Origin of the sequence: Noviherbaspirillum autotrophicum (assembly GCF_000818395.1) — a bacterium.
Classification (GTDB): domain Bacteria; phylum Pseudomonadota; class Gammaproteobacteria; order Burkholderiales; family Burkholderiaceae_D; genus Noviherbaspirillum; species Noviherbaspirillum autotrophicum.
In genome coordinates, this window is the sequence record NZ_JWJG01000028.1 from 4,480,615 (window position 1) to 4,502,897 (window position 22,283).

The window sequence follows — 22,283 nt, forward strand, 5'->3', positions numbered from 1 at the left end:
GCAGGTCACCACCACCAAGGGCTTCAAGGAAGCGTTCAAGGCGTTCGGCGAAGCGGGCTGGCAAGGCGTGCAGCATCCAGTCAAATTCGGCGGCCAGGGCTTGCCGAAGCTGGTGGCGACGCCATGCATCGAAATGCTCAATTCCGCCAACCTGTCATTCGCGCTGTGCCCGCTGTTGACCGACGGCGCCATCGAGGCGCTGATGACCGCGGGTAGCGAAGAACAGAAGCGGATCTATCTGGCGAATCTGATCTCCGGCAAGTGGACCGGCACGATGAACCTGACCGAGCCGCAGGCGGGCTCCGACCTGGCGCTGGTACGTTCGCGCGCAGTGCCGCAGGGCGACGGCACCTACAAGATTTTTGGCACCAAGATCTTCATCACCTACGGCGAGCATGACATGGCCGAGAACATCGTCCACCTGGTGCTGGCCCGTACGCCGAATGCGCCGGAGGGCGTGAAGGGCATTTCGCTGTTCGTGGTGCCGAAGTTCCTGGTCAATGCCGACGGCTCGCTCGGCGAGCGCAACGACGCGTATTGCGTGTCGATCGAACACAAGCTGGGCATCAAGGCCAGCCCGACCGCAGTGCTGCAATTCGGCGACCATGGCGGCGCCATCGGCACGCTCGTGGGCGAGGAAAACCGCGGCCTCGAATACATGTTCATCATGATGAACGCCGCGCGCTTCGCGGTAGGCATGCAGGGCATCGGCGTTGCCGAGCGCGCTTATCAGAAGGCGGTTGCGTATGCGCGCGATCGCGTGCAGTCGCGTGACCTCGCCGGCTCCAGCGGTCCTGTTGCCATCATTCATCATCCGGACGTGCGCCGCATACTGATGTCGATGCGTGCGCAAACTGAAGCGGCGCGCGCCTTGGCCTACGTGACTGCCGCTGCATTCGATGCCGCACATCATCATGCCGACGATGCCGTACGCAAGACGAACCAGGCCTTCTACGAATATATGGTGCCCGTCGTGAAGGGCTGGTCGACCGAGATGTCGCTCGACGTCACCTCCAACGGCGTACAAGTCCATGGCGGCATGGGTTTCATCGAGGAAACGGGCGCAGCGCAGTACTACCGTGATGCACGCATTCTGCCGATCTACGAAGGCACGACCGCGATCCAGGCCAATGACCTGGTCGGTCGCAAGACTGTGCGCGATGCCGGCGCCACTGCCAAGGGCATCTTGGCGCAGGTGCGCCGCACCGAGGAAGAGCTGTCGGCTTCGGCGTCGGCCGATCTGACGGCAATCCGTACCCAGCTGGCTGCCGGCTCCAAGGCGCTGGAGGAAGTCGTGAACTACGTGGTCGCCAACATGAAGTCCGACATCAAGGGCGTGTTTGCGGGCAGCGTGCCTTACCTCAAGCTGGCCGGCATCGTGCTGGGCGGCTGGCAGATGGCGCGCGCCGCACTGGTGGCGGACCGCAAGCTGCAGGCAGGCGAGGGCGATGCCAAGTTTTATCAGGCCAAGATCGCGACCGCACGCTTCTTTGCCGATTACTTCCTGTCGCAGGCAGCCGGCTATCGCGCGGCCATCATCGAAGGCAGCGCCGGCGCCCTGGCACTCACGGAAGACCAGTTCTGAATCCGCTGCGGCGAGGCGGAATCTTCCCTTGTTTGATACCCGCCTCGATAAGCCCGAAAGGGCCATCGGGTAGCGCCGAGAACGCCCCCAAAAACAATCAAAAGCGTGTCCGGTATCGCAGGCAACCTTTTTGGAGCGTAAGGTCCCATGCATATCAATTTCACTGTTCGCAGCAAATTCATACTTTCTTTCAGTATTCCCCTGGCCGCACTCACTGCAGTACTCGTACTTGGGGCGACGGGATCGACCCGCGAGCTCGTCTCCGGAGCCGCGCTGGCCGGCTTGGCGTCCGGTGTGGCATGCGCCTGGTGGGTCACGAGCAGTCTTGGGCGCACGCTACGCGATACGACGGCAGTCGCGCAGCGCATGGCCACCGGCGATCTTTCCGAACCGGTGGCAGCCAATTCAAACAGAGAATTCGGCGAACTGCAGCAAGCCTTGCGCGACATGAGCGAGCGCATGTTCGCCGTTGTCGCCGGCGTTCGGTCTGGGACCACGGCGGTGGCGACCATGTCCGGCATGCTTACCAATGACAATACCGCGCTTTCGGAACGCACGGAGTCGCAGGCCAGTTCGCTCGAAGAAACCGCGTCGTCGATGGAGCAACTGACGTCCACCGTCAAGCAAAACGCCGACAACGCGCGGGAAGCGAACCAGCTCGCGGCATCCGCATCGCAAACCGCCGACAAAGGCGGCCAGGTGGTGCAGGACGTGGTGCAGACCATGGAGGCAATCAAGGACAGCTCGCGCAAGGTGACCGATATCATCACCGTCATCGACGGCATCGCGTTCCAGACCAACATCCTCGCCCTCAACGCCGCGGTGGAAGCAGCGCGCGCCGGCGAACAGGGGCGCGGCTTTGCCGTGGTCGCGGGCGAGGTGCGCGCGCTGGCGCAGCGCTCGGCCTCCGCCGCGAAAGAGATCAAAGAGCTGATCGGCGATTCGGTGGATCGCGTGGAAACCGGTAGCCGGCTGGTGGACGAAGCCGGCAAGACGATGAGCGAAATTATCACGGCGGTCGAACGCGTGACCACGATCATGAATGAAATCACCGATGCGAGTCAGGAGCAAAGTGCCGGCATCGAGGAAATCAACCGCGCAATCGGGCAAATCGACTCAACGACCCAGCAGAACGCAAGGCTGGTGGAAGATGCGACGCGCGCGACCGCACATCTGCATGAGCAGGCGGTCAACCTGACCCAGGCGGTGGCAACTTTCAATCTCGGCGCGCGCGAGTTCGGCAATGCGGACGAGGCCGCGGCCATGGTGCACGATGCGGTGGCTTACCTGAAAGCCAACGGCAAGTCCGGCTTCCTAGCCGAGATCAACAAGCTGGGACGCGGCCGCTTCATTGACCGCGATCTCTATCTCAGCGTGTATTCGGACGACCTCGAATGCCTCGCGCATGGCGCCAATCCGCGTCTGGTCGGGGTCAACGGTGCGGCGTTCAAGGATGCCGACGGCAAGCTGTTCGTCAAGGAAATCATCGCCAAGGCAAAGACCAGCGGCTCAGGCTGGGTCGATTACAAGTGGATGCATCCGGTGACGAAAAAAATGCTGATCAAGTCGACCTATTTGGAAAAGGCAGGCGACATGATCATCGCCTGCGGCTTCTACAAGAACTAGCGCATATCCGTGCGGGGGGCGCGCTTGAGCCAGAAGGGCCGCTGCTAAAAAGGCGCTGAAAGAGCGCTTAATAGAGCAGCCGGCCATTGCGGCCCACGACGGCAATATCCAGATAATTGGACCCGCTGCGCTTCTCGTTCGAAAATTCGATCGGGAAGCCGCCTACCCGGTACTCCTGCATCGCGCTCAAGCTCTGGATCACTTTTTCCCCGGTCGGATGCGGGCCGGCCATCCGGATCGCCTCGACCAGCAGGCGGATGTTCAGATACCCCTCCAGCGCCACAGGACTCGGCTTAACGCCTTTGCCGAACGGACTGTTGACCAGGGCCTGGAAATCCCTGGTCAGCGCAAATGCCGCGGAATTCGGATTGGGCACGACCTGTGAAATGCCGACACCGCGCGCCTTTTCCTCGCCAGCCACGTCGGCCAGCAATTTCGGCGTCACGAACGACAGCGCGTACAACTGCGCCGCACCGGCCGGCGCGTGATACGCCTTCATGAACTGATAAACCGCATCCGGCACTCCCATCAGGAAGATCGCCTGCGGCTGCGCCGCCACGATCTTCTGCGCGTGCGCGGTGAAGTCGTTCGTGCCTGGCTGGTAGCCGACCTTCAGCACGAGCTGCAGGTTGAAGCTCTTTTCGCCGGCGGCCACGCTCTGCAGCACGCCCTCGCCGAACGCATCTTCCTGGTACAGCACTGCGACGCGGTGCAGGCCGAGCGTGGATGCGAGGCGGGATATCTTCTGTATCTCGTCGTTATAGGTGGCGCGGGTGTGAAAAATTTCTTCCGTGCCAGCGCCGCGCAACACCGTCGCGCCGCTGTAGACGCCGACCAGCGGGACGCGGTACTTGTGCAGTACGCGCGACTTGATCAGCGCCATCGTCGGCGCCGTACCCGCGCTGTTGACCAGTCCGATCACCTTGTCAGCGGCAATCGCCTCTTCCGCCAGCGCCGCGGTCTTGGCCGCATCGTAGCCGTCATCCTTGGTAACCAGCACCAGGCGGTTGCCTTGGATACCACCCTGCGCATTAACCTGGTCTACGTAAGCACGTGTGGCCTGCAGCACCTCCTGCGCGGTCACCGCGATCGGACCGGTGAAGCCCGATACGATGCCGATCCGGATATCCTCCGCATGCGCGAGGCAGGCGGCAAGCAACGCCATGAAAACAAACAAGAACCTTTTCATTGTCTCTCTCCCTCCGGTCCTGCGGCATGGGTATGCCGGCAGCCGGCAATAGTCGAATGCATACAGGGGGACATTTGCCCCCCCTCCGCCGTTACTGCGTCGTGATCTGCGCCTGGGTCTGGCTGGCATCGAAGATCAGCTTCTTCGGCCACGGCTGCCAGGTCACACCGAGCGATGCATTGTTCGGGTCGCCGTTCTTGGCGAACGCGGCGATCGAATCCATCATCGCTTTCGACAGTGCAAGGCGGCCCGGCTTGTTGGCGGTGCTGTTGGCGACATTGGAGAACAACGACGGTCCGAAATTACCGAAGATGAACGGCAAGTCGAACGCATGCGCGGCACCATACACGTCGTTCCACGGAGCCGGCTCCTGCGCCCAGTTGAACTGGTAGAACCACACGTTCTGCTGGTTCGCGACCAGCGTGTTGAGCGCGTTGTCGCGGCTGGGTGCGAAGAAGTTATTGGTGAAGTATGCGGCGGCCGCGTTGTAACCGGTGGTCGGCGTATCGATCGGCAGATACGCTGCATCGATCAGGTCGGACAAGGTCACGGTGGGCGCTGCATCCGGCTTGTAGTTCATCATCAGCGCAAAGCGGGTGGCGTCGCTGATGATGAAGCCCGGCTTGTGCGACGGCGGCAGCGCCGCGAACAGCGACTGGAACAGCTTGCCTTCTTCTGAGGTATTGCTGGCGAGGATAGGCACCTTGCGGTAATTGCCCGCAGCCATGGCGGCAATCGGATCGACCGGCACCACTGTACCCTCGGGGATGGGGCCGGACGAATTCGGGCCCTTGGTGAAGATGGTAGTCAGGATGGTATTGGCATCCTTGGCGCGCATGTAGTCGGCGATCTGCGCATTGGTCTGGGTCGCCACATAGGTCTGGGCAGACGTGGTGTCGGTCGCCTTGCCGTCTGCGATCAGCAAATTGTTGAGCAATGCATTGCCTTGCGCCTGATAGGTGGATGCCGGACTCAGGGTCGCCAGCGCGCCGTTCGGGAGATTCGACGCGAGGGAAATGCCGCCGCTCAGTGGTGCCGCCCGGTGGAACAATCCCGCAGTCTGCGGCGAGGCCACCAGCGCCCATACGTTAATCGCGCCGGCCGACTGTCCCATGACAGTCACGTTGTTCTTGTTGCCGCCGAAATTCCCGATGTTGTTCTGGATGAACTTGAGCGCCTGGATGTTATCGAGGATTGCGAAGTTGCCGGAATCGTCATTCGCATTCGTGCCGGTCTTGAGCTGCGGCAGATTGAAGAAGCCGAACACGCCGACCCGGTAGTTGGCGGTCACCACCACCGCATTTGCCGCCTTGGCCAAATTGGCGCCGTCATAGACCGGATCTGCGGTATAGCCAGAGATATTACTGCCGCCATACAGGAACAGGATGACCGGCAAATCCTTCGCATCGTTGGCCGGACGCCAGATATTGAGCGTCAGGCAGTCTTCGCTGCCAACCGGCGTATTCAGCGTGGTGCCGATCGTCGCGTCGTAAGTATTGTTCGCGCCGGGGCCATACACGCGGTCGTTCTGGATGCAGGCATTCCCGAAATTTTGCGTGTTGCGCACGCCCCACGCCGCCGGTTCGACCGGCGCCTTCCAGCGCAATGTCCCGACTGGCGGTTTCGCGAACGGGATCCCTTTCCAGTAATACGTGCCCGACGCGGTGCTGTCGTCGACGCCAACCACTTGGCCGTAGACCGTGGCACGCGCCACCGGATTCGGATCGCTGCCGCCGCAAGCGCTCAACAGCGTCCCGGCGGCGGCAAACACTGCCCAACCTGCAAATTTACGAATTTTCATTGTTATCTCCTCCTATGAATTGGAATGCCCGCCCCTCCTCAGGCTGTCGGCAGCTTGTAGTCCTTGAATTGCTCGCGGATCTTGTTCTTCAATACTTTTCCGGTTGCACCGATCGGCAGTGCATCGACGAAGGCCACGTCGTCCGGCGTCCACCATTTGGCGATTTTTCCTTCGAACGACTGGATCAGCTCTGCCTTGCTGAGCTCGGCGCCCGGCTTCCTCACCACCACCAGCAGCGGACGCTCATCCCATTTCGGATGGAACACGCCGATGCAAGCCGCCTGCTGCACTGCCGGATGCGCCATCGCGATGTTTTCCAGGTCGATGGAGCCGATCCATTCACCGCCGGACTTGATCACATCCTTGCTGCGGTCGGTGATCTGCATGTAGCCATCCGGGCTAATCGTGGCCACGTCGCCGGTCGGGAACCAGCCGTCCTGCAGCACGTCGCCGCCCTCGCACTTGAAATAGCTGTCGATGATCCACGGCCCCTTGACCAGCAGGTCGCCGTAGGTCTTGCCGTCCCAGGGCAGCTCCTCGCCGGCGGCGTCCACGATCTTCATGTCCACGCCAAACACCACATGCCCCTGTTTTTCCAGGACTGCCTGCTTCTGCTCTTCCGGCAGCGCGTCATGCTTGAGCTGCAGCGTGCAGACGGTGCCGAGCGGCGACATTTCCGTCATGCCCCATGCATGCATGACTTCGACGCCATAGCGATGGCGGAATGCCTGCATCATCGACGGCGGACAGGCGGCGCCGCCGATCACCGTGCGTGTCAGGGCCGAGAATTTCAGATCGTTCTGGCCGACGTAGTTCAGCAGGCCGAGCCATACCGTCGGCACGCCGGCGGAGAACGTCACCTTTTCCTGTTCCATCAATTCAAACAGCGATTTGCCGTCCAGCGCCGGCCCCGGGAAAACCAGCTTCGCGCCGGTCAGCGGCGCGGAATACGGCAGCCCCCAGGCATTTACGTGGAACATCGGCACAACCGGCAGCACCGCATCGCGTGCCGACAGGTTCATCGCGTCCGGCATCGCCGATGCGTAGGAATGCAGCACCGTCGAGCGGTGCGAATACAGCGCGCCCTTCGGGTTGCCGGTCGTGCCCGAGGTGTAGCACAGGCTGGACGCCGAGTTCTCGTCGAACAGCGGCCATTCGTATTCATCGGAGTGGCGTGCGATCAGGTCCTCGTAGCACAGCAGGTTGGCAATGGAGGTACGTTCCGGCATGCGGTCGCGGCCGCACATCATCACGAATCCCTTGACCGTCTTGCACAGCGGAGCGAAGGCTTCGACAATCGGCAGGAAATTCATGTCGAAGAACAGGTACTGGTCTTCCGCATGGTTGACGATGTACGCGATCTGTTCCGGATGCAGGCGCGGGTTAATCGTGTGCATGACAGCACCCGAGCCGGAGATCGCATAATACAGTTCCATGTGGCGGTAGCCGTTCCATGCCAGCGTCGCCACCCGGTCGCCGAGTTTCACGTCGAATCCCTTCAGCACATTGGCCATCTTGCGCGCGCGCTGGTGGCACTCGCGATAGGTGTAGCGATGAATATCGCCCTCCACCCGGCGCGATACGATTTCGTTGTCACCGAAATAGCGGCTGGCATGCTGGATGATGGAGGAGATGAGCAGGGGCTGATTCATCATCTGCCCCATCAATGGACTCTTTGGAAATTGCGACATGGAACACTCCCGGGTTGCTTGAGAAATTGGGTGATGAACATGCGCGGAGAGCAGAAGGCAGCAGGCATGAGGAACCTGCGATGCGAGGGCGCGAAGCCGGATTTGTCTCCTTGCTGTTCTTCTTATCAACTACTTCTTGTCGTATGCACTGTAAGCAGTCGTACGATAGGCGTCAGTGGCCGAATCGGCCAAGATGATGGCTTTTACGGACAGATTTGGAAGCCCCGGCAGCCCGTCCGGCAGGTGAAAAAATCCCGGAAGTCCGGCAAACCGGGCCCGGGACGAAATGGCTCAAGCCAGACAGGAGACTTTGGGGATGTACACCTGAGCCATGAGACAAGCTATGCGGCGGCGTCAGACTTCCAGCCACTCCTTGCGGATGGCGGCGTTGGCACGCAGGTCGTCGGGCGTGCCCTCGAACACGATCGAGCCGTGCCCCATCACATACACCCGCTGCGAGATCTTCATCGCAATGTCGAGCTTCTGCTCCACCAGCAGCACCGATATCCCGCGGTTCTTCAGTTCCTTCAGGTATTCGCCCACCAGCTCGACGATCTTCGGCGCCAGCCCCTCGGTCGGCTCGTCGATCATGATCAGGTCCGGGTCGCCCATCAGCGTGCGGCACAAGGTCAGCATCTGCTGTTCGCCGCCCGACAGGACGCCCGCCGGCGTGTGCTGGCGCTCCTTGAGGCGCGGGAACATCTGGTACATGTCGTCGATGCTCCAGCGCGACTTTTTCCCTTTCTTTTCGCCCAGCAGCAGATTCTGCTCGACGGTGAGCGTCGGGAAGATGTCGCGGTTTTCCGGCACATAGCCGAGTCCCTTGTGCGCGATTTCGAACGCCTTCAGGCCGGTGATCTCCTCGCCCTTGAAACGGATCGAACCAGTCACGGCGACTTGCCCCATCGTCGACTTCACCGTGGTCGACCGCCCCACGCCGTTGCGTCCCAACAGGCTGACGATTTCGCCTTCCTGCACGTGCATGTCCACGCCGTGCAGCACATGGCTCTTGCCGTAATATGCGTGCAGATCTCTAATTTCCAGTAGTGCCATCGTCATGCCGCCTCCGCTGCGTGTCCACCCAGATATGCTTCCTGCACCTTGGCATTGGCGCGGATATTGACCGGCGTATCGCACGCGATCACTTCCCCGTACACCACCACCGCAATCTTGTCGGCCAGGCCGAACACCACGCTCATGTCGTGTTCCACCATCAGCAGGCTCTTGCCGACCGTCACCTTGCGAATCAGCTCGACCGCCGCATCCGACTCCGAGCGGCTCATGCCGGCCGTCGGTTCGTCCAGCAGGATCACTTCGGCGCCGCCGGCGATCGTGATGCCGATCTCCAGCGCGCGCTGCTCCGCGTACGTCAGCAAGCCGGCCAGCGTGTCGCGCCGGCGCTTCAGGCCAATCTGCTCCAGCACCTGCTCGGCGCGCTCGTGCGCATCCTTCAAGCCATTCAGGCGATGCCAGAACGAGTACTTGTAGCCGAGCGACCACAGCACTGCGCAGCGCAGGTTCTCGTACACCGACAGGCGGTGGAAGATGTTGGTGATCTGGAAGCTGCGCGACAGGCCGGCGCGATTGATTTCGAACGGCCGCTTGTCGATGATGCTGTTGCCGTTCAACAGGATGTCGCCCGAGGTGACCGGGAAACGCCCGGAAATCAGGTTGAACAGGGTCGATTTGCCGGCTCCGTTGGGGCCGATGATGGCCACGCGCTCGCCTTTGGCGACTTGCAGGCTGGCGCCGCGGATGATTTCGGATTTGCCGAAGCTCTTGCGGACTTCCTTGAGTTCGAGGGACCAGGCGCTCATGCTTGTCTCCGGATCAGTTCTTCAATGTCGCTATTGGCCTGGCCCCAGGCTTGAATGAAGCCTTTCCTGGCCAGCCAGAAGCCGGCGGCGCCGAGGGCGAACAGGATAGCGGCGATCAGCCAGGGGCCCGGCTGGGCGGTATCGGCCAGGAAGCCGAACAGCTTCATTTCGGTGCCGTTCGCCGAATCCAGCGTCAGGTGGTACAGCATCTCGATGGCGACCGCCACGCCCAGCAAGGCCACGGCCGCCGTGGCGCACACGGCCAGAAGGCGCGGGGCAACGGGTTTGAATTTGCCGAACTTCACCAGCCGCAGGTTCATCATGAGGATGCTGGCCACGCCGCCCGGCGCATACATCACGATGACGATGAAGAACACGCCCAGATACAGCTGCCACGCCTTGGTGAAGTCCGACAGCAGCACGGTCAGGAACACGCCGATGATGGCGCCGATCATCGGGCCGAAGAAGAAGCCGACACCGCCGATGAAGGTAAACAGCAGGATTGCGCCGGAGCGCATGGCACTGACATTCTCGGCGGTGACGATTTCAAAGTTGATGGCCGACAGGCCGCCGGAAATGCCGGCGAAGAAGCCTGCCAGAATCAGCGTCAGGTAGCGCGCCCACTGCGTGTCGTAGCCGATGAACTCGACCCGTTCCGGGTTGTCGCGCACGGCATTGATGATGCGCCCCAGCGGCGTCTGCGTGAAGGCATACATGCCGATGGTGGCGATGAACAGCCAGAACGCGATCAGGTAATACACCTGGATCTGCGGCCCGAAGGTGATGCCCAGGAACGGTTCGCCATAGACGCGGTTGGTCGTGATGCCGCCCTCGCCGCCGAAGAATTCCGGGAACATCAGCGAGCAGGCGAACACCAGTTCAACGATGCCCAGCGTAATCATTGCAAACGTGGTGCCCGACTTCTTGGTCGTCACATAGCCGAACAGGGCGCCGAAGAACATGCCGGCCAGCCCGCCCACCAGCGGCACCAGGGTGACCGGCATCCAGATGGTGCCGGCCGCGGCCAGGTTCATCGCATGGATGGCGAAGAACGCGCCCAGCCCGGAGTACACCGCATGGCCGAACGACAGCATGCCGCCCTGCCCCAGCAGCATGTTGTAGGACAAGCCAAAGATCATCACGGTGCCCATGGTGGACAGTACCGACAGCGATGCGCCCTTGTCGAAGACCAGCGGAGCGACGATCAGGATCAGTGCGAAGCTGGTCCACAGCAGCCAGCGGGCGAGATTCATCGGTTTGTATTTCATGGTATGGCTCATCGTTACGGCACTCATCTCAACCCTCCCGCGTTCCCATCAGGCCGCGCGGCCTGAAGATCAGAATCAGCACCAGCAGCAAATACGGCATGATCGGCGCCACCTGCGAAATGGTGAGCTTCAATACCGGATAGCCGAACGTCTCGGCGCCCAGCGCCATGCCCATCGTCGAAAACAGATTCAGGAACGAGTAGTCGAGCGCGACGGCGAACGTCTGCAGCACGCCGATCAGCAGCGAGGCCAGCAAGGCGCCCACCAGCGAGCCCATGCCGCCGACCACCACCACCACGAAGATGATGCTGCCGACGGTGGCCGCCATGCCCGGCTCGGTGACGAACGCATTGCCGCCGATGACGCCGGCCAGGCCGGCCAGCGCGCAGCCGCTGCCGAACACCAGCATGAACACGCGCGGCACGTTGTGCCCGAGCGCCTCGACCATATCGGGGTGCGTCAAGGCCGCCTGGATCACCAGGCCGATGCGGGTCTTGGTCAGCACCAGGTAGATCGACAGCAGCATGAGCAGCGCGATCAACATCATGAAGCCGCGGTAGATCGGGAAGGTGGTGGAAAACAGCGTGAACAGCGGGCCGTCCAGCTCGGCGGGAATCGGGTACGGCACGGCCGCCTTGCCCCACACCAGCTGCACCAGCTCGACCACGACATACGACAGGCCGAAGGTGAACAGCAGTTCCGGGATATGGCCGTACTTGTGCACCGAGCGCAGGCCGTAGCGCTCGACCACGGCGCCGATGGCGCCGACGGCCAGCGGCGCGATGAACAGCGCCGGCCAGAAGCCGAGCTTGGTGCTGATGGTATAGGCGAAGTAGGCGCCCAGCATGTAAAAGCTGGCATGGGCAAAATTGAGCACGCCCATCATGCTGAAGATCAACGTCAGGCCCGACGACAGCATGAACAGCAACAGCCCGTAGCTCAGACCGTTCAGCAGGGTAATGAAGGAAAATTCCACGGCAAACCTCTATTCGACAAATCGGAAACATGGGAGACGACGCAGCTCCACCGCGATGGAATGCGACACGAATGGAGCATCAGAAACGCGCGGCATGCACCGCCGGATTCTTGCAGGCGCAGGAATCCGTTCCGGTTGTTGTTAATCCTTGAGCGGGAAGCAGGCCCGATTTACGGCTTGGCGGGGCGCTTCATCTGGCAGGACGTCGGCTGGGTGGCGACATAAGTGTCGATCTTCTGCTCGGTGCGCCAGCCGTAGCCCGTGTTTTCCTGGTCGTACTTCACCTTCTTGCCGTCCGTCTTGGCCCAGGTGACGACATACAGCGGCTGCTGCAGCTGGTGATCCGCCTTGCGCATTTCGACTTCGCCATTCAGGCTCTTGACCTTCATGCCTTCCATCGCGTACGCCACCTTCACCGGGTCGCTCGACTTCGTGTCCTTGACCGCTTTGGACAGCATCTGAACGATGGTGTAGGTCGGAATCATGTAGAGGTCGTCGTTATATTTCTTCTTGAAAGACTCGACCATTTCCTTGCCGGAGAAGGATTCGTTGTTCGGATGCCAGTTGAACACCAGTTTCACGCGTTCCGCGCCCGAAGCGCCCACGGCAGTCGGCACTCCGCTGGTATTGCCGTAATAGGTGTAGAAATTGGCCTTCAGGTCGGCATCCTTGGCGGCTTTCACCAGCAGGCCGAGATCGGCGCCCCAGTTGCCGGTAATGACAGTGTCCGCGCCGGACGCCTTGATCTTGGCGACGTAAGGCGCGAAATCCTTCACGGTCGCGATCGGATGCAGGTCGTCGCCGACGATCTGGATGTCCGGGCGCTTGCGCCTCAACATCTCCTTCGCGGCACGCGACACTTGGTGGCCGTGCGCGTAGTTCTGACCAATGATATAGACCTTCTTGATGCTCTGGTCTTTCGCCAGGTAGGAGGTCAGCGCCTCCATCTTCATGTCGGTGTTCGCATCGAAACGGAAATGCCAGAAGCTGCACTTGCTGTTGGTCATGTCTGGATCGATGGCGGCGTGATTCATATAGAGCACTTCCTTGCCGGGATTGCGCTCGTTATATTTGTTGATCGCGTCGACCAGCGCCAGTCCGACGCCGGAACCGTTGCCCTGGACGATGAAGCGGAAGCCGTGGTCGATCGCCGCTTTCAGCTGCGTCAGCGATTCCTGCACGCTGCCTTTGTTATCGAAGGGTACGAATTCCAGCGTGTCATTGCCGGCCCATTTCTGCTGGTTCGCCATTTCAGCGAACATCTGGTAGCTCTTCAATTCATTCTGCCCTACCGGCGCAAAAGCACCGGACAAGGTATCGATGAAGGCGATTTTTACGGTCTCTGCGGATGCGGCGGAAGCGGCCAGCGTGGCGGCGGTGGACAGTGCGAGTACGAACGGACGGTATACAGTCATGAGTCTCCTCCTGTTGAGATAGAAATAGTGTTTTTGTTGTGGAGAGACTGTAAGGATTGGCACGGCTACCGTCAGTGGCCGTTGCGGCCAAGTTTCTGGCTTTCCGGGACAACCTGCCGGTTGGCGCAAACGGACAGGCATTGTGCAAATTCGGCGAATTTTTCGGCCAGTCAACGACTAGTGGCCGACCGCGGTGTCATCGGCGTGATTTTCAGCTCGCCGTTTTGCATAGGCTGGGAAAGAATCTTGTAGACGTCGATATCCACGACGCGCTTGGTGTTGGGCGTGAATCGGCTGCGCCTTCCCTGCAGCGTGCCGCGATAGGACCAGTGATCGACGATGTGTACCTGGCGCAACCCGTCGTCCTCTTCCACGATGCCGACTGGCCCGACGTACGGCCAGACTTCCGCCTGCAGCTGTTCCAGCGCTTCACGCAGACGCGCCTGATGAACATGAGGCGGCTCCTTGCCGATGCAGGCGCCATTGCAATGTCCGATCTGGCACGCGAAACAGGCACGGCCGCGCGTGGCCGTTTCCAGCCCGAGCAGCGCCGGACACAGGCGATGCCTGCGCACCAGGGCGCGCAAGCCTTCCTGTGCCGCACTGCGCGACGCAAACAAACCATACAGCGTGGACTGCTCCGAAACATCGGACTCGTACGAGCCAACCGGCTGCACCAGGAGAGAATCTTCAACGAACCTGAGCGAAAATACCTCTCCCACGCCGCGCAGCAGCACATTGAAGCGCGGCTGCAGTTGCTTGATCAACTGCGACTCCCGCAGCAGCGCACCGACCTCGCCTGCCGTACGCTCGAATTCCACGCTGTGCGCTTCCTGCAGCATGGCTGCCTCCTGCGGACAGCGCAGGTGGGATAAAATCCGCGCGCGAATATTGATGCTCTTCCCGATATAGACCGGCACGCGATGCCGGTCGAGAAAATAGTAGACGCCGGGCTTGCATGGTAATGCGTCAATACTGTCGCGTTCGATATGCTCCGGATAATCGAAATTCCCGGTCGGACTCGGGGGCATGACGAGCCCGATGGAAGTAACTCTGGGTCGCATCGTGGCTGCAATAGGCAAAAATCCAATAAAAACTTCGGATGCATCTTGCAATTTCATTCATAGACGACTGCGACGACCGGCCCATCCTTGATTGCTTCGAAATCCGGTGCCGCAAAAAGTTCTCGCCCGCATCCAATTCGACACGAATCACCGCCCTTACTTCACCGCGCCTTCTTCGCCGGCCGCAGCTTGGCTGCATCCCGATGAAAAGCGCCCAGCTGCCTGCGCACCACTTCCTGCCCGTTGTCGATGACGAATTCCTGAAACGCCGCCGCCACTTTCGGGATGGGCTGGTCGACCAGATGCATCACATACCAGTCTGCCTCGACCGGGTTTTCCGGCATCGGCAGCATGCGCACTAGTCCGGCTTCGAACTCCAGCGTGCAGGCATGCACCGAGAGGAAAGCCACGCCGAGGCCGGCGACGACCATGCGCTTGATTGCCTCGTTGCTGGACAGCTCGGAGCCGATGCGCAGCGGGTAGCCGGCTTCCTTGAACAGGCGTTCGATGGTGGTGCGCGTGCCCGACCCGTGCTCGCGCACCAGCAGGTTGGCTTCCATGATGTCGGCCAGCGCGACCCTTTTCTTCTTCATCAGCGGATGCGCGGGGCTGGCGATAAAAGCCATCGGATGGCGCGCGAACCGCGTCGCATTGGTGCGCAGTTCGCGCGGCGGCGTCCCCATGATCGCCAGATCGATTTCATGCTTGCTCAGCATGTTGACGATTTCATTGCGGTTGCCGACTTGCAGCTTGATGCGCACATCGGGCCGCTCGGTGGTGAACTGCACCAGCATCGGCGGCAGCAGATATTCGGCGGTGGTGATGGCGCCGATGCGTAGGGTGCCGCTGATGACGCCTTTCAATGCGGCGACTTCATCGGCCGCCTCGTCCCACAGGCGCAGGATGCGCTCGGCAAATTCGACCATCACTTCGCCGGCCGCCGTCAGCTGTATCTTCCGCCCGACCTTGCGCGTGAGCGGCGTGCCGGCGGCCTCTTCCAGCATGCGCAACTGCAGCGAGACCGCCGGCTGCGTCACATGCAAGGCTTCGGCAGCGCGCGACACGCTGTCGTGGCGCGCCACCAGCAAGAGCGCCTGCAATTGCTTGAAGCTTGCATGATGCATAAGCTACTCCTTATGAAATATACATAAAAATTAATTTTTCTTTTGAATTGCTTGCGCTTATATTAACAGTGAACGGCACGGATTTTTCGCCTGCCTTGTATCTCGGATCAAACAACACCACGGGTCACATCATGGGAATCGAAGTACTCGCACTCGCACTGGATGGCGTCATTTTCGATACGGAAGACGCGCATCTGAAATCCTGCAACGCGGCGTTCGAAAGCTGCGGGCTGGAACTGCGCTGGTCGATGCAACAGTTCCGCGAAGCGGCGCGCGCATGGGGGCCGAACAATGCATTGGCAGCTGTCGTCGAAAAGATTTCCCCGCCGGCGTCACCGCGTGACGCTGCGCGGCTGCTGCAGGAAAAGCAACGCCTGTTCCGCGACATCATCCTGGCCAGGGTTCCGGCCGTGCATTCCGGCTGCGCGCAGCTGATGGAAGACGCGATCGAGAGCGGCTGCAAGCTGGCCATCGTCACCGACATGCCGGTGCAAACGGCGACCGCCCTGCTCGACCGCGCGTTCGGCGACGCGCTGACCAAAATGTTTGCGGTCGTGGTGAGCGGCGCGAATTTCAACTCATCCAGCGACAACGGGCCTTACCACCTCGTATTGCGCACCGTGGGCGTCGAGGCTGCGCAATGCGCGGCAATCGACGGCTCGGCTCCGGCGCTGCGATCGGCGCAGCAGGCGGGCGTCTGGACCGTCGCCTCCACGCCCTATGAAAAGGATATCGCGCGCATCTCCGGCGCGGACCTGTGGTGCCCGAACCTGCAGGAATTGCGCAACCTGGCGGGGCGCAAAACAACGCCATCCAGGGCCGCCGCTTTCGTCACATTTGCCGCCTTGAAGTCGAGCAAGCAAGGCCGCCAGCCAGTTATGCCGGCCTCCCGGCAGCCGATGCCGCTGCGCGCAAGCATTTAGCAGCCGGTCATCCGCGTGCAGGCCGGCTGGGGATGACCGGCGGCACGCCGGAACATTTGTCAATGATGCAGCACCGCCGATGCATGGGATAACCGTGCGGCTGACGTGCGCCCTGACGCTTTGCGACGCGGCGGCCCGTGCCGTGCCCTGCGGGCAGGCTTGAATACCGAATTTTCAATTTGTCTGGAGACGCGATATGCAAACCATCGTCATCGTTGGAGGAGGCGCCGGCGGACTCGAGCTGGCCACGCGTTTGGGGAACAACCTCGGCCGCAAAGGGCGCGCCAAGATCGTGCTGGTGGACCGCTGGCCGACGCATTTCTGGAAGCCGCTGCTGCATGCGGTGGCGTCGGGCAAGCTCGATCCGCAAGTGCATCAGGTCGAGTATTCGGCGCAGGCGGCCGAGCACCATTTCCAGTTCGTCTGCGGCGAGGTGACCGCCATCGACCGTCAGGCGCACCGCATCGACGTCGGGCCATATTGCGGCGAGGATGGCGCCGAAGTGCTGCCGCGCCGCAGCATCCGTTACGACAAGCTGGTGCTGGCGTTCGGCGCGGTGACCAACTTCTTCAATATCCCCGGCGCGGCCGAACATTCGCTCACGCTCGACAGCGTGCAGCAGGCGGAAGTCTTCCGCAAGCGCTTCATCGGCAGCTGCATGGCGGCCAGCAGCCGCGGCACGCCCGGCGGCACTACGCGGGCAACGGTCAACATCGTTATCGTCGGCGGCGGCGCAACCGGGGTGGAACTGGCGGCCGAACTGAACCACACGGTGCGAACGCTGGCCAAGTACAACGTGCACTCGCTTGATCCGTCGCGTGACGTGTGCATCCGCATCATCGAGCGTGGAGAACGCCTGCTGCCGCCGCTGCATCCGGCAGTCTCGAAACGCGCCGCGCGCCATTTGCGCTGGCTTGGGGTTGAGGTGTGCACCGATACCACGGTAGCCCGCGTCGAAGCCGATGCGGTCGTCGACAGAATGGGGCGGCGCCATGCCTCCGATATCACAATGTGGGCTGCAGGGGTCGAGGGGCCCGCGATCGCGACGACGCTGGGATTGCCGCTGAACCGCTTGAAGCAGATCGTAGTGACGCCCAGCCTGCAGACCGAGGACGATGCCGACGTGTTCGCCATCGGCGACTGCTCCAGCTATGTCTGCCCGGTCAAGGGTGCGGCGGTTCCGCCGCGCGCGCAGGTGGCGCACCAGCAGGCGATGTTCCTGGCCGAAGTGCTGGCGCGGCCGCCACAATCCGCCTTGCCGCATTTCCGCTACCGCGATTACGGGTCGCTGGTGTCGCTCGGGCCATCCAAGGCGGTCGGCGTCCTGGTCGGCAGCACGACTGGGCGTGAAGTGCTGGTCGGTGGCCTGACGGCACGATGGCTGTACCGGCTCATGTACCAAAAACATGTGATGTCGCTGCACGGCTTTATGCGCATGGCAGCTGAAACCTTGTCTCACTGGATACGCACGAAGGTGACGCCGCCAGTCAAACTGCATTAATCCCATCATGCGGGAAGCCGGCTGGCTTCCCGCATGGCATGGTCCCTCTCCCACTGCCCTCGTCCGCCTGAATTTTTTAGCGATGGGAAATTAAACAGTATTTCCGCAAACCCTTTCCCGATTTTCCTGTCTGAAGGACGAATAAAGCTTTATTAGTGCAAAAACACAAGGCGCGGCTTGTATCCCGCCTTTATGCTGATCGTCGCTTTCCATACAAATCGTCAACTGCGGGCACCTTTTCCCGCCGACCTCAAGCATGAGACAGGCCGAACAACGCAAGCGGGAAATTCTGACTCTCTTTCTGGCGCGGGATTTGCTGACGATCATTACGCTGATCCTCGCTCTTTTCATCACCTATAAACTGTGGAACACGGCGCGCGAGACGGAATCGCAGACGCAATACACCAGCTTTTACTTCCGCGTGCGCGAGTCGAACAACGCGATCCAGCAGCGCCTGGCGATTTACGAGCAGGTCTTGCATGCGACAAAAGGACTGTTTCATGCCAACAAGACCGTTACGCGCAACCAGTTCCGCGCGTTTGTCGAGGCGCTCGCCCTGCCGCAAAACTATCCGGGAATTCAGGGCATCGGCTTTGCCCTGCTGATCCCGCCGTCCGGGCTGGAACAGCATGTGAAGGCGGTGCGCGCCGAGGGTTTTCCCAATTACACGGTATGGCCGGCGAAAGAGCGCGACGTCTACACGTCCATTATTTTCCTGGAACCCTTCACCGGGAAAAACCTGCGCGCATTCGGCTATGACATGTATTCAAACCCGATTCGCCGGGAGGCAATGCAGCAGGCGTTCGTCACCGGTCAGGCCGCCGTCACCGGCAAGGTCAAACTGGTACAGGAAGCCGGCGGCGAGGTGCAGTCAGGATTCCTGATGTACCTGCCGGTCTACAATGAAGCGGCATTGCAGAAGCCTGACGCCCGGCGCCAGGACAGTGTGGTCGGCTGGGTCTATGCCCCTTTCCGCATGAAAGACTTCATGCACGGCATCAACAGCGCGCAGGCAGAAGACCTCGACATTGCCATCTACGACGGCAACGACGTATCGCCGGAGAGACTGATGTTCGAATCCGAGCCCAAGCGTGGCAGCACCGGCGTGGAGAGAATCGACCGGATCGATCTGGGCAATCGCACCTGGACCGTGGTCACCACCGCAACCCCGGCCTTCGTCCAGCGCATCGCGTCCGGCCAGCCGCGCCTGATCCTGCATGCCGGCATCAGTATCAGCCTGATGGTGGCATTGCTGATCTGGCTGTTCCTCGACGACCGTGCCCGCGCCCTGCATGCGGCGCATCAGGCCATGCAGCTGGCGCTGTACGATGCGCTGACCGGGCTGCCGAACAGAAAACTTCTCGACGAGCGCCTCGCGGTGGCGCTGTCCCATGCCAAGCGCAGCCATAGCCGCGCGGCGCTGCTCTTTATCGACCTCGACAAGTTCAAGCCGGTCAACGACAACTTCGGGCATGCCTACGGCGATCTGCTGCTCAAGGAGGTGGCCAAGCGCCTGCGTGAAAACATGCGCGAGTCCGACACAGCCTCACGGCTGGGCGGCGACGAATTCGTGGTGCTGCTGCTCGATGTCGAAAGCCCGCAGGACGTGATGCTGGTCGCCACGAAAATCCTGCAGCATATTAATGATCCCTACGAAATCGCGGGCCACACCTTCAACATCTCCGCCAGCATCGGCGCGGCCTTGTATCCGGATCACGGCAGCGACAGCAAGACCCTGATGAAGAGCGCGGACATGGCGATGTACCAGGCAAAGGACAAGGGACGCGCCAACGTGCAGTTGGCGCCGCTGGAATGATGCCGCGAACCGCGCATTGAGACGGCAAGCCCTGCGCTCACGCGCTGACGGCGCGCCCGCCCAGCAGCTTCTCGAATTCGTCCGGCGGCAGCGGCCGCGCATACAGGAAGCCCTGCGCATAGTCGCAGCCGGCGCGCTGCAGCCAGTCGCGCTGCTCGGCCGTTTCGACGCCTTCCGCGATGACTTTCAATCCGAGCTTGTGCGCCATGACGATGATCGTTTCCGCGATGGTGCGGCTGATGCTGTCTTTGGCGGTATCGCGGATGAACGACTGGTCGACCTTCAGGTAATCGACATCGAATTTCTTGAGGTAAGCCATCGACGAGTAACCGGTGCCGAAATCGTCGATGGCGACCTGCACCCCGGCATCGCGCAGCTCAAAGATCTTTTCAGCGGTGCTCGACGAGGCATTGAGCAGCAAGCCCTCGGTGATCTCGACCGCCACGCTGTTCCAGGCCATGCCGAGCTGATTCAAATAAGCGCCCCAGTCCATCTCCTTCTTGTGCGGCAAGAACTGCGCCGGCGACTTGTTGACGCTGATCTGGAACGCCGCCCCGAAGCGCTCACTCCAGCGCCGGCACCAGGCCGCAGCCTGCATGAAGACCCAGTTGCCGATCTCGTTGATCAGCCCGGTTTCCTCGGCCAGGCTGATGAATTCATTCGGGCACACCAGCCCCTTCTCCGGGTGCATCCAGCGCACCAGCGCCTCGCCCTTGACGATGCGCCCGTCGCGCAAGTCGACGATCGGCTGGAAATACACGCGCAGCTGGCGCGCCGGCAAGGCATTGCGCAATTCGCCGATCAGCTTGAGCCGGTACGAAGCCTGCTCCTGCATGGCGCGCGTGAAGAAGCTGAACTGGTTGCGCCCGGCGCTCTTGGCAACATACATCGCCTGGTCGGCATTGCGCAGCAGTCGTTCTGGCTCCATGCCGTCGGATGGATGAAGCGTGATCCCGAGGCTGCCGGAGACGTGAATGATTTCGTGGTTCAGCAGGAAGGGCCGGGCCAGCGCCTGCAGGATTTTCTGCGCGATCGTCTCGACATGGGCGCGGTCGTCGAGGTCGGTCAGGATCACGGTGAATTCGTCGCCGCCGAGCCTGGCGACGGTATCGGCGGAGCGCACGCAGGAACGGATGCGCGCGGCGGTTTCGCGCAGCAAGGCATCGCCTGAATCGTGGCCGAGCAAGTCGTTGACTTCCTTGAAGCGGTCGAGGTCGACGAACATAAGCGCCAGCATCTTGCCGCTGCGCCGGGAATTCGCCACTTCATATTCCAGCCGATCACGGAACAGACTGCGGTTGGGCAAGCCGGTCAGGGCGTCGAAATTGGCGCGCCGCAAGGTTTCCTGCTCAAACGACACGTCCACCGTGGTGCCGACCATTCGCAGCGCGCGCCCGTCGTTGTCGCGGCTGACGACCGCGCCGCGCGCCAGTATCCACTTCCAGCTCCCATTCTTGCCGCGCACGCGGTATTCGCAGGCGAGGAAGCGGGTCTTGCCGCGCACGCAAGCCATCGTTTCAGCCCTGACGCGCTGCTGGTCTTCCGGATGAGTAATGGCCAGCCAATCCTCGAGCCGGCTGCCGATTTCATGCTCGTCGTACCCCAGCATCGCGCGCCCGCGCCGCGAAAACATAAAATTGTTGGACTCAATGTCCCAGTCCCACACGCCGTCGCCGGCGGCTTCCAGCGCCAGGTGCAGGCGCTGCTCGCTGGCGCGCAGGGTCACCTGCGCCTGCACCTGCGCGGTGACTTCGTAGCCGAGCAGCAGCACCCCGGTGACGGTGCGCTCGGCGGAAAATATCGGCTGGCAGACGAAGTCGACATAGGCGTCGATCGGGGTCGCGCCGGGCACGCGCTGCAGCGACACCCTGTGCGCATGGCCGACACACGGCTCACCCGTTTCATAGACGCCGTCGAGCAGGCGGATCATTTCGCGCTCGCCTTGCTCGGGAATAATGTCGCGCAAGGGTTTGCCCAGCACGGAACGGTGGCAGACGACTTGGTAACAAGCCTGGTTGACCGCTTCCATCACATGGTCGGGGCCGCGCGTGACGGCCATGAATCCCGGTGCGTGATCGAGCAAATCCTGCAGCGCGATCAACCGCGACGGCGAGCGCGTCCCCGCGACCTCGTACTGCAGTTGCGCGGTCCCCGGCGACGCCTCCTGAGCTGAATTGCCCGCCGCCAGGGTTTCTGATCGGAATACCTGTCCGACCGGCTGCCCGATGAGGTCATTGCGGCTGCGCGCTGCCATTTTCAGAAACGCGTCATTGGCTTCGACAATCGTCAAACGGCCCGATAACAGAAGCAAGGGATCGGGGCTGGCTTTGAGCGCGGCAGCGATGTCTTTGGGTAGCGCCATGAGTAGCCCGTACAGGCCATTGGAATGCGCGTGATGTTCGCGTGTACGTCCGTCGTATATGGAATTGGGCTCGCGGTGCGCGGTGATAGTTCCTGGTGCCGGCTTGCGCAGCCGCAGGGCAATTC

General features: G+C 61.5%; 16 protein-coding genes. 5 read left to right on the forward strand and 11 right to left on the reverse strand.

All coding sequences use genetic code 11. From position 1 onward, the window contains the following. Positions 1 to 1,585 (forward strand): acyl-CoA dehydrogenase (locus tag TSA66_RS22065; protein WP_040042874.1); only part of this gene is annotated, 1,585 nt, incomplete at its 5' end. Positions 1,586 to 1,732: 147 nt separating this feature from the next. Then, positions 1,733 to 3,211 (forward strand): methyl-accepting chemotaxis protein, encoded by a 1,479-nt coding sequence (locus TSA66_RS28085; RefSeq protein WP_052452520.1) that lies wholly within the window; start codon positions 1,733 to 1,735, stop codon positions 3,209 to 3,211. Positions 3,212 to 3,278: 67 nt separating this feature from the next. On the opposite strand, the gene TSA66_RS22075 is transcribed toward TSA66_RS28085, so the two are convergent. From TSA66_RS22075 to TSA66_RS22120, 10 genes are all read right to left on the reverse strand, one after another. Then, positions 3,279 to 4,400, reverse strand: a complete 1,122-nt coding sequence (locus TSA66_RS22075; RefSeq protein WP_040041543.1) for an ABC transporter substrate-binding protein — start codon at positions 4,398 to 4,400, stop codon at positions 3,279 to 3,281. A gap of 91 nt (positions 4,401 to 4,491) precedes the next feature. Continuing rightward, a complete protein-coding gene (locus TSA66_RS22080) occupies positions 4,492 to 6,201 on the reverse strand; it encodes a carboxylesterase/lipase family protein (protein ID WP_040041544.1) in 1,710 nt (569 codons plus the stop codon). A 38-nt stretch (positions 6,202 to 6,239) separates the two neighbouring features. Continuing rightward, positions 6,240 to 7,892 carry a 3-(methylthio)propionyl-CoA ligase gene (locus TSA66_RS22085; RefSeq protein ID WP_040041545.1) on the reverse strand — a complete coding sequence of 551 codons (1,653 nt, stop codon included), beginning with the start codon at positions 7,890 to 7,892 and terminating at the stop codon, positions 6,240 to 6,242. Between the two features lie 354 nt (positions 7,893 to 8,246). Then, on the reverse strand, positions 8,247 to 8,951 hold the full coding sequence (locus TSA66_RS22090; RefSeq protein ID WP_408639466.1) for an ABC transporter ATP-binding protein: 705 nt from the start codon (positions 8,949 to 8,951) through the stop codon (positions 8,247 to 8,249). Then, a complete protein-coding gene (locus TSA66_RS22095) occupies positions 8,948 to 9,709 on the reverse strand; it encodes an ABC transporter ATP-binding protein (RefSeq protein ID WP_040038670.1) in 762 nt (253 codons plus the stop codon). The genes TSA66_RS22090 and TSA66_RS22095 overlap by 4 nt, the downstream gene beginning before the upstream one ends. After that, positions 9,706 to 10,977, reverse strand: coding sequence for a branched-chain amino acid ABC transporter permease (locus TSA66_RS22100; RefSeq protein WP_232429372.1), 1,272 nt, complete (start codon positions 10,975 to 10,977; stop codon positions 9,706 to 9,708). Before TSA66_RS22100 ends, TSA66_RS22095 begins: the two co-directional genes overlap by 4 nt. A 28-nt stretch (positions 10,978 to 11,005) precedes the next feature. Then, positions 11,006 to 11,953 carry a branched-chain amino acid ABC transporter permease gene (locus TSA66_RS22105; protein ID WP_040041546.1) on the reverse strand — a complete coding sequence of 316 codons (948 nt, stop codon included), beginning with the start codon at positions 11,951 to 11,953 and terminating at the stop codon, positions 11,006 to 11,008. Between the two features lie 170 nt (positions 11,954 to 12,123). Then, complete coding sequence (locus tag TSA66_RS22110; RefSeq protein ID WP_040041547.1) at positions 12,124 to 13,368, reverse strand: branched-chain amino acid ABC transporter substrate-binding protein; 1,245 nt, start codon at positions 13,366 to 13,368, stop codon at positions 12,124 to 12,126. 170 nt (positions 13,369 to 13,538) lie between these two features. Beyond that, positions 13,539 to 14,399 carry an endonuclease gene (locus TSA66_RS22115; protein WP_232429518.1) on the reverse strand — a complete coding sequence of 287 codons (861 nt, stop codon included), beginning with the start codon at positions 14,397 to 14,399 and terminating at the stop codon, positions 13,539 to 13,541. 194 nt (positions 14,400 to 14,593) lie between these two features. Then, complete coding sequence (locus TSA66_RS22120) at positions 14,594 to 15,556, reverse strand: LysR family transcriptional regulator (protein WP_040041548.1); 963 nt, start codon at positions 15,554 to 15,556, stop codon at positions 14,594 to 14,596. Positions 15,557 to 15,687: 131 nt separating this feature from the next. Between TSA66_RS22120 and TSA66_RS22125 the strand changes: the two genes are divergently transcribed. The 3 genes from TSA66_RS22125 (at position 15,688) to TSA66_RS25830 (ending at position 19,796) form a co-directional block, all read left to right on the forward strand. Further along, positions 15,688 to 16,479, forward strand: coding sequence for an HAD family hydrolase (locus tag TSA66_RS22125; protein WP_052452521.1), 792 nt, complete (start codon positions 15,688 to 15,690; stop codon positions 16,477 to 16,479). 196 nt (positions 16,480 to 16,675) lie between these two features. Beyond that, positions 16,676 to 17,980: an NAD(P)/FAD-dependent oxidoreductase gene (locus tag TSA66_RS22130; protein WP_040041549.1), complete on the forward strand. Its 1,305-nt coding sequence runs from the start codon at positions 16,676 to 16,678 to the stop codon at positions 17,978 to 17,980. 256 nt (positions 17,981 to 18,236) lie between these two features. Further along, entirely contained in the window at positions 18,237 to 19,796 is a 1,560-nt protein-coding gene (locus TSA66_RS25830) for a CHASE domain-containing protein (RefSeq protein WP_052452522.1), read from the forward strand. A 37-nt stretch (positions 19,797 to 19,833) separates the two neighbouring features. On the opposite strand, the gene TSA66_RS22140 is transcribed toward TSA66_RS25830, so the two are convergent. Further along, positions 19,834 to 22,158: an EAL domain-containing protein gene (locus tag TSA66_RS22140; protein WP_052452523.1), complete on the reverse strand. Its 2,325-nt coding sequence runs from the start codon at positions 22,156 to 22,158 to the stop codon at positions 19,834 to 19,836. Between the last annotated feature and the right edge of the window lie 125 nt (positions 22,159 to 22,283).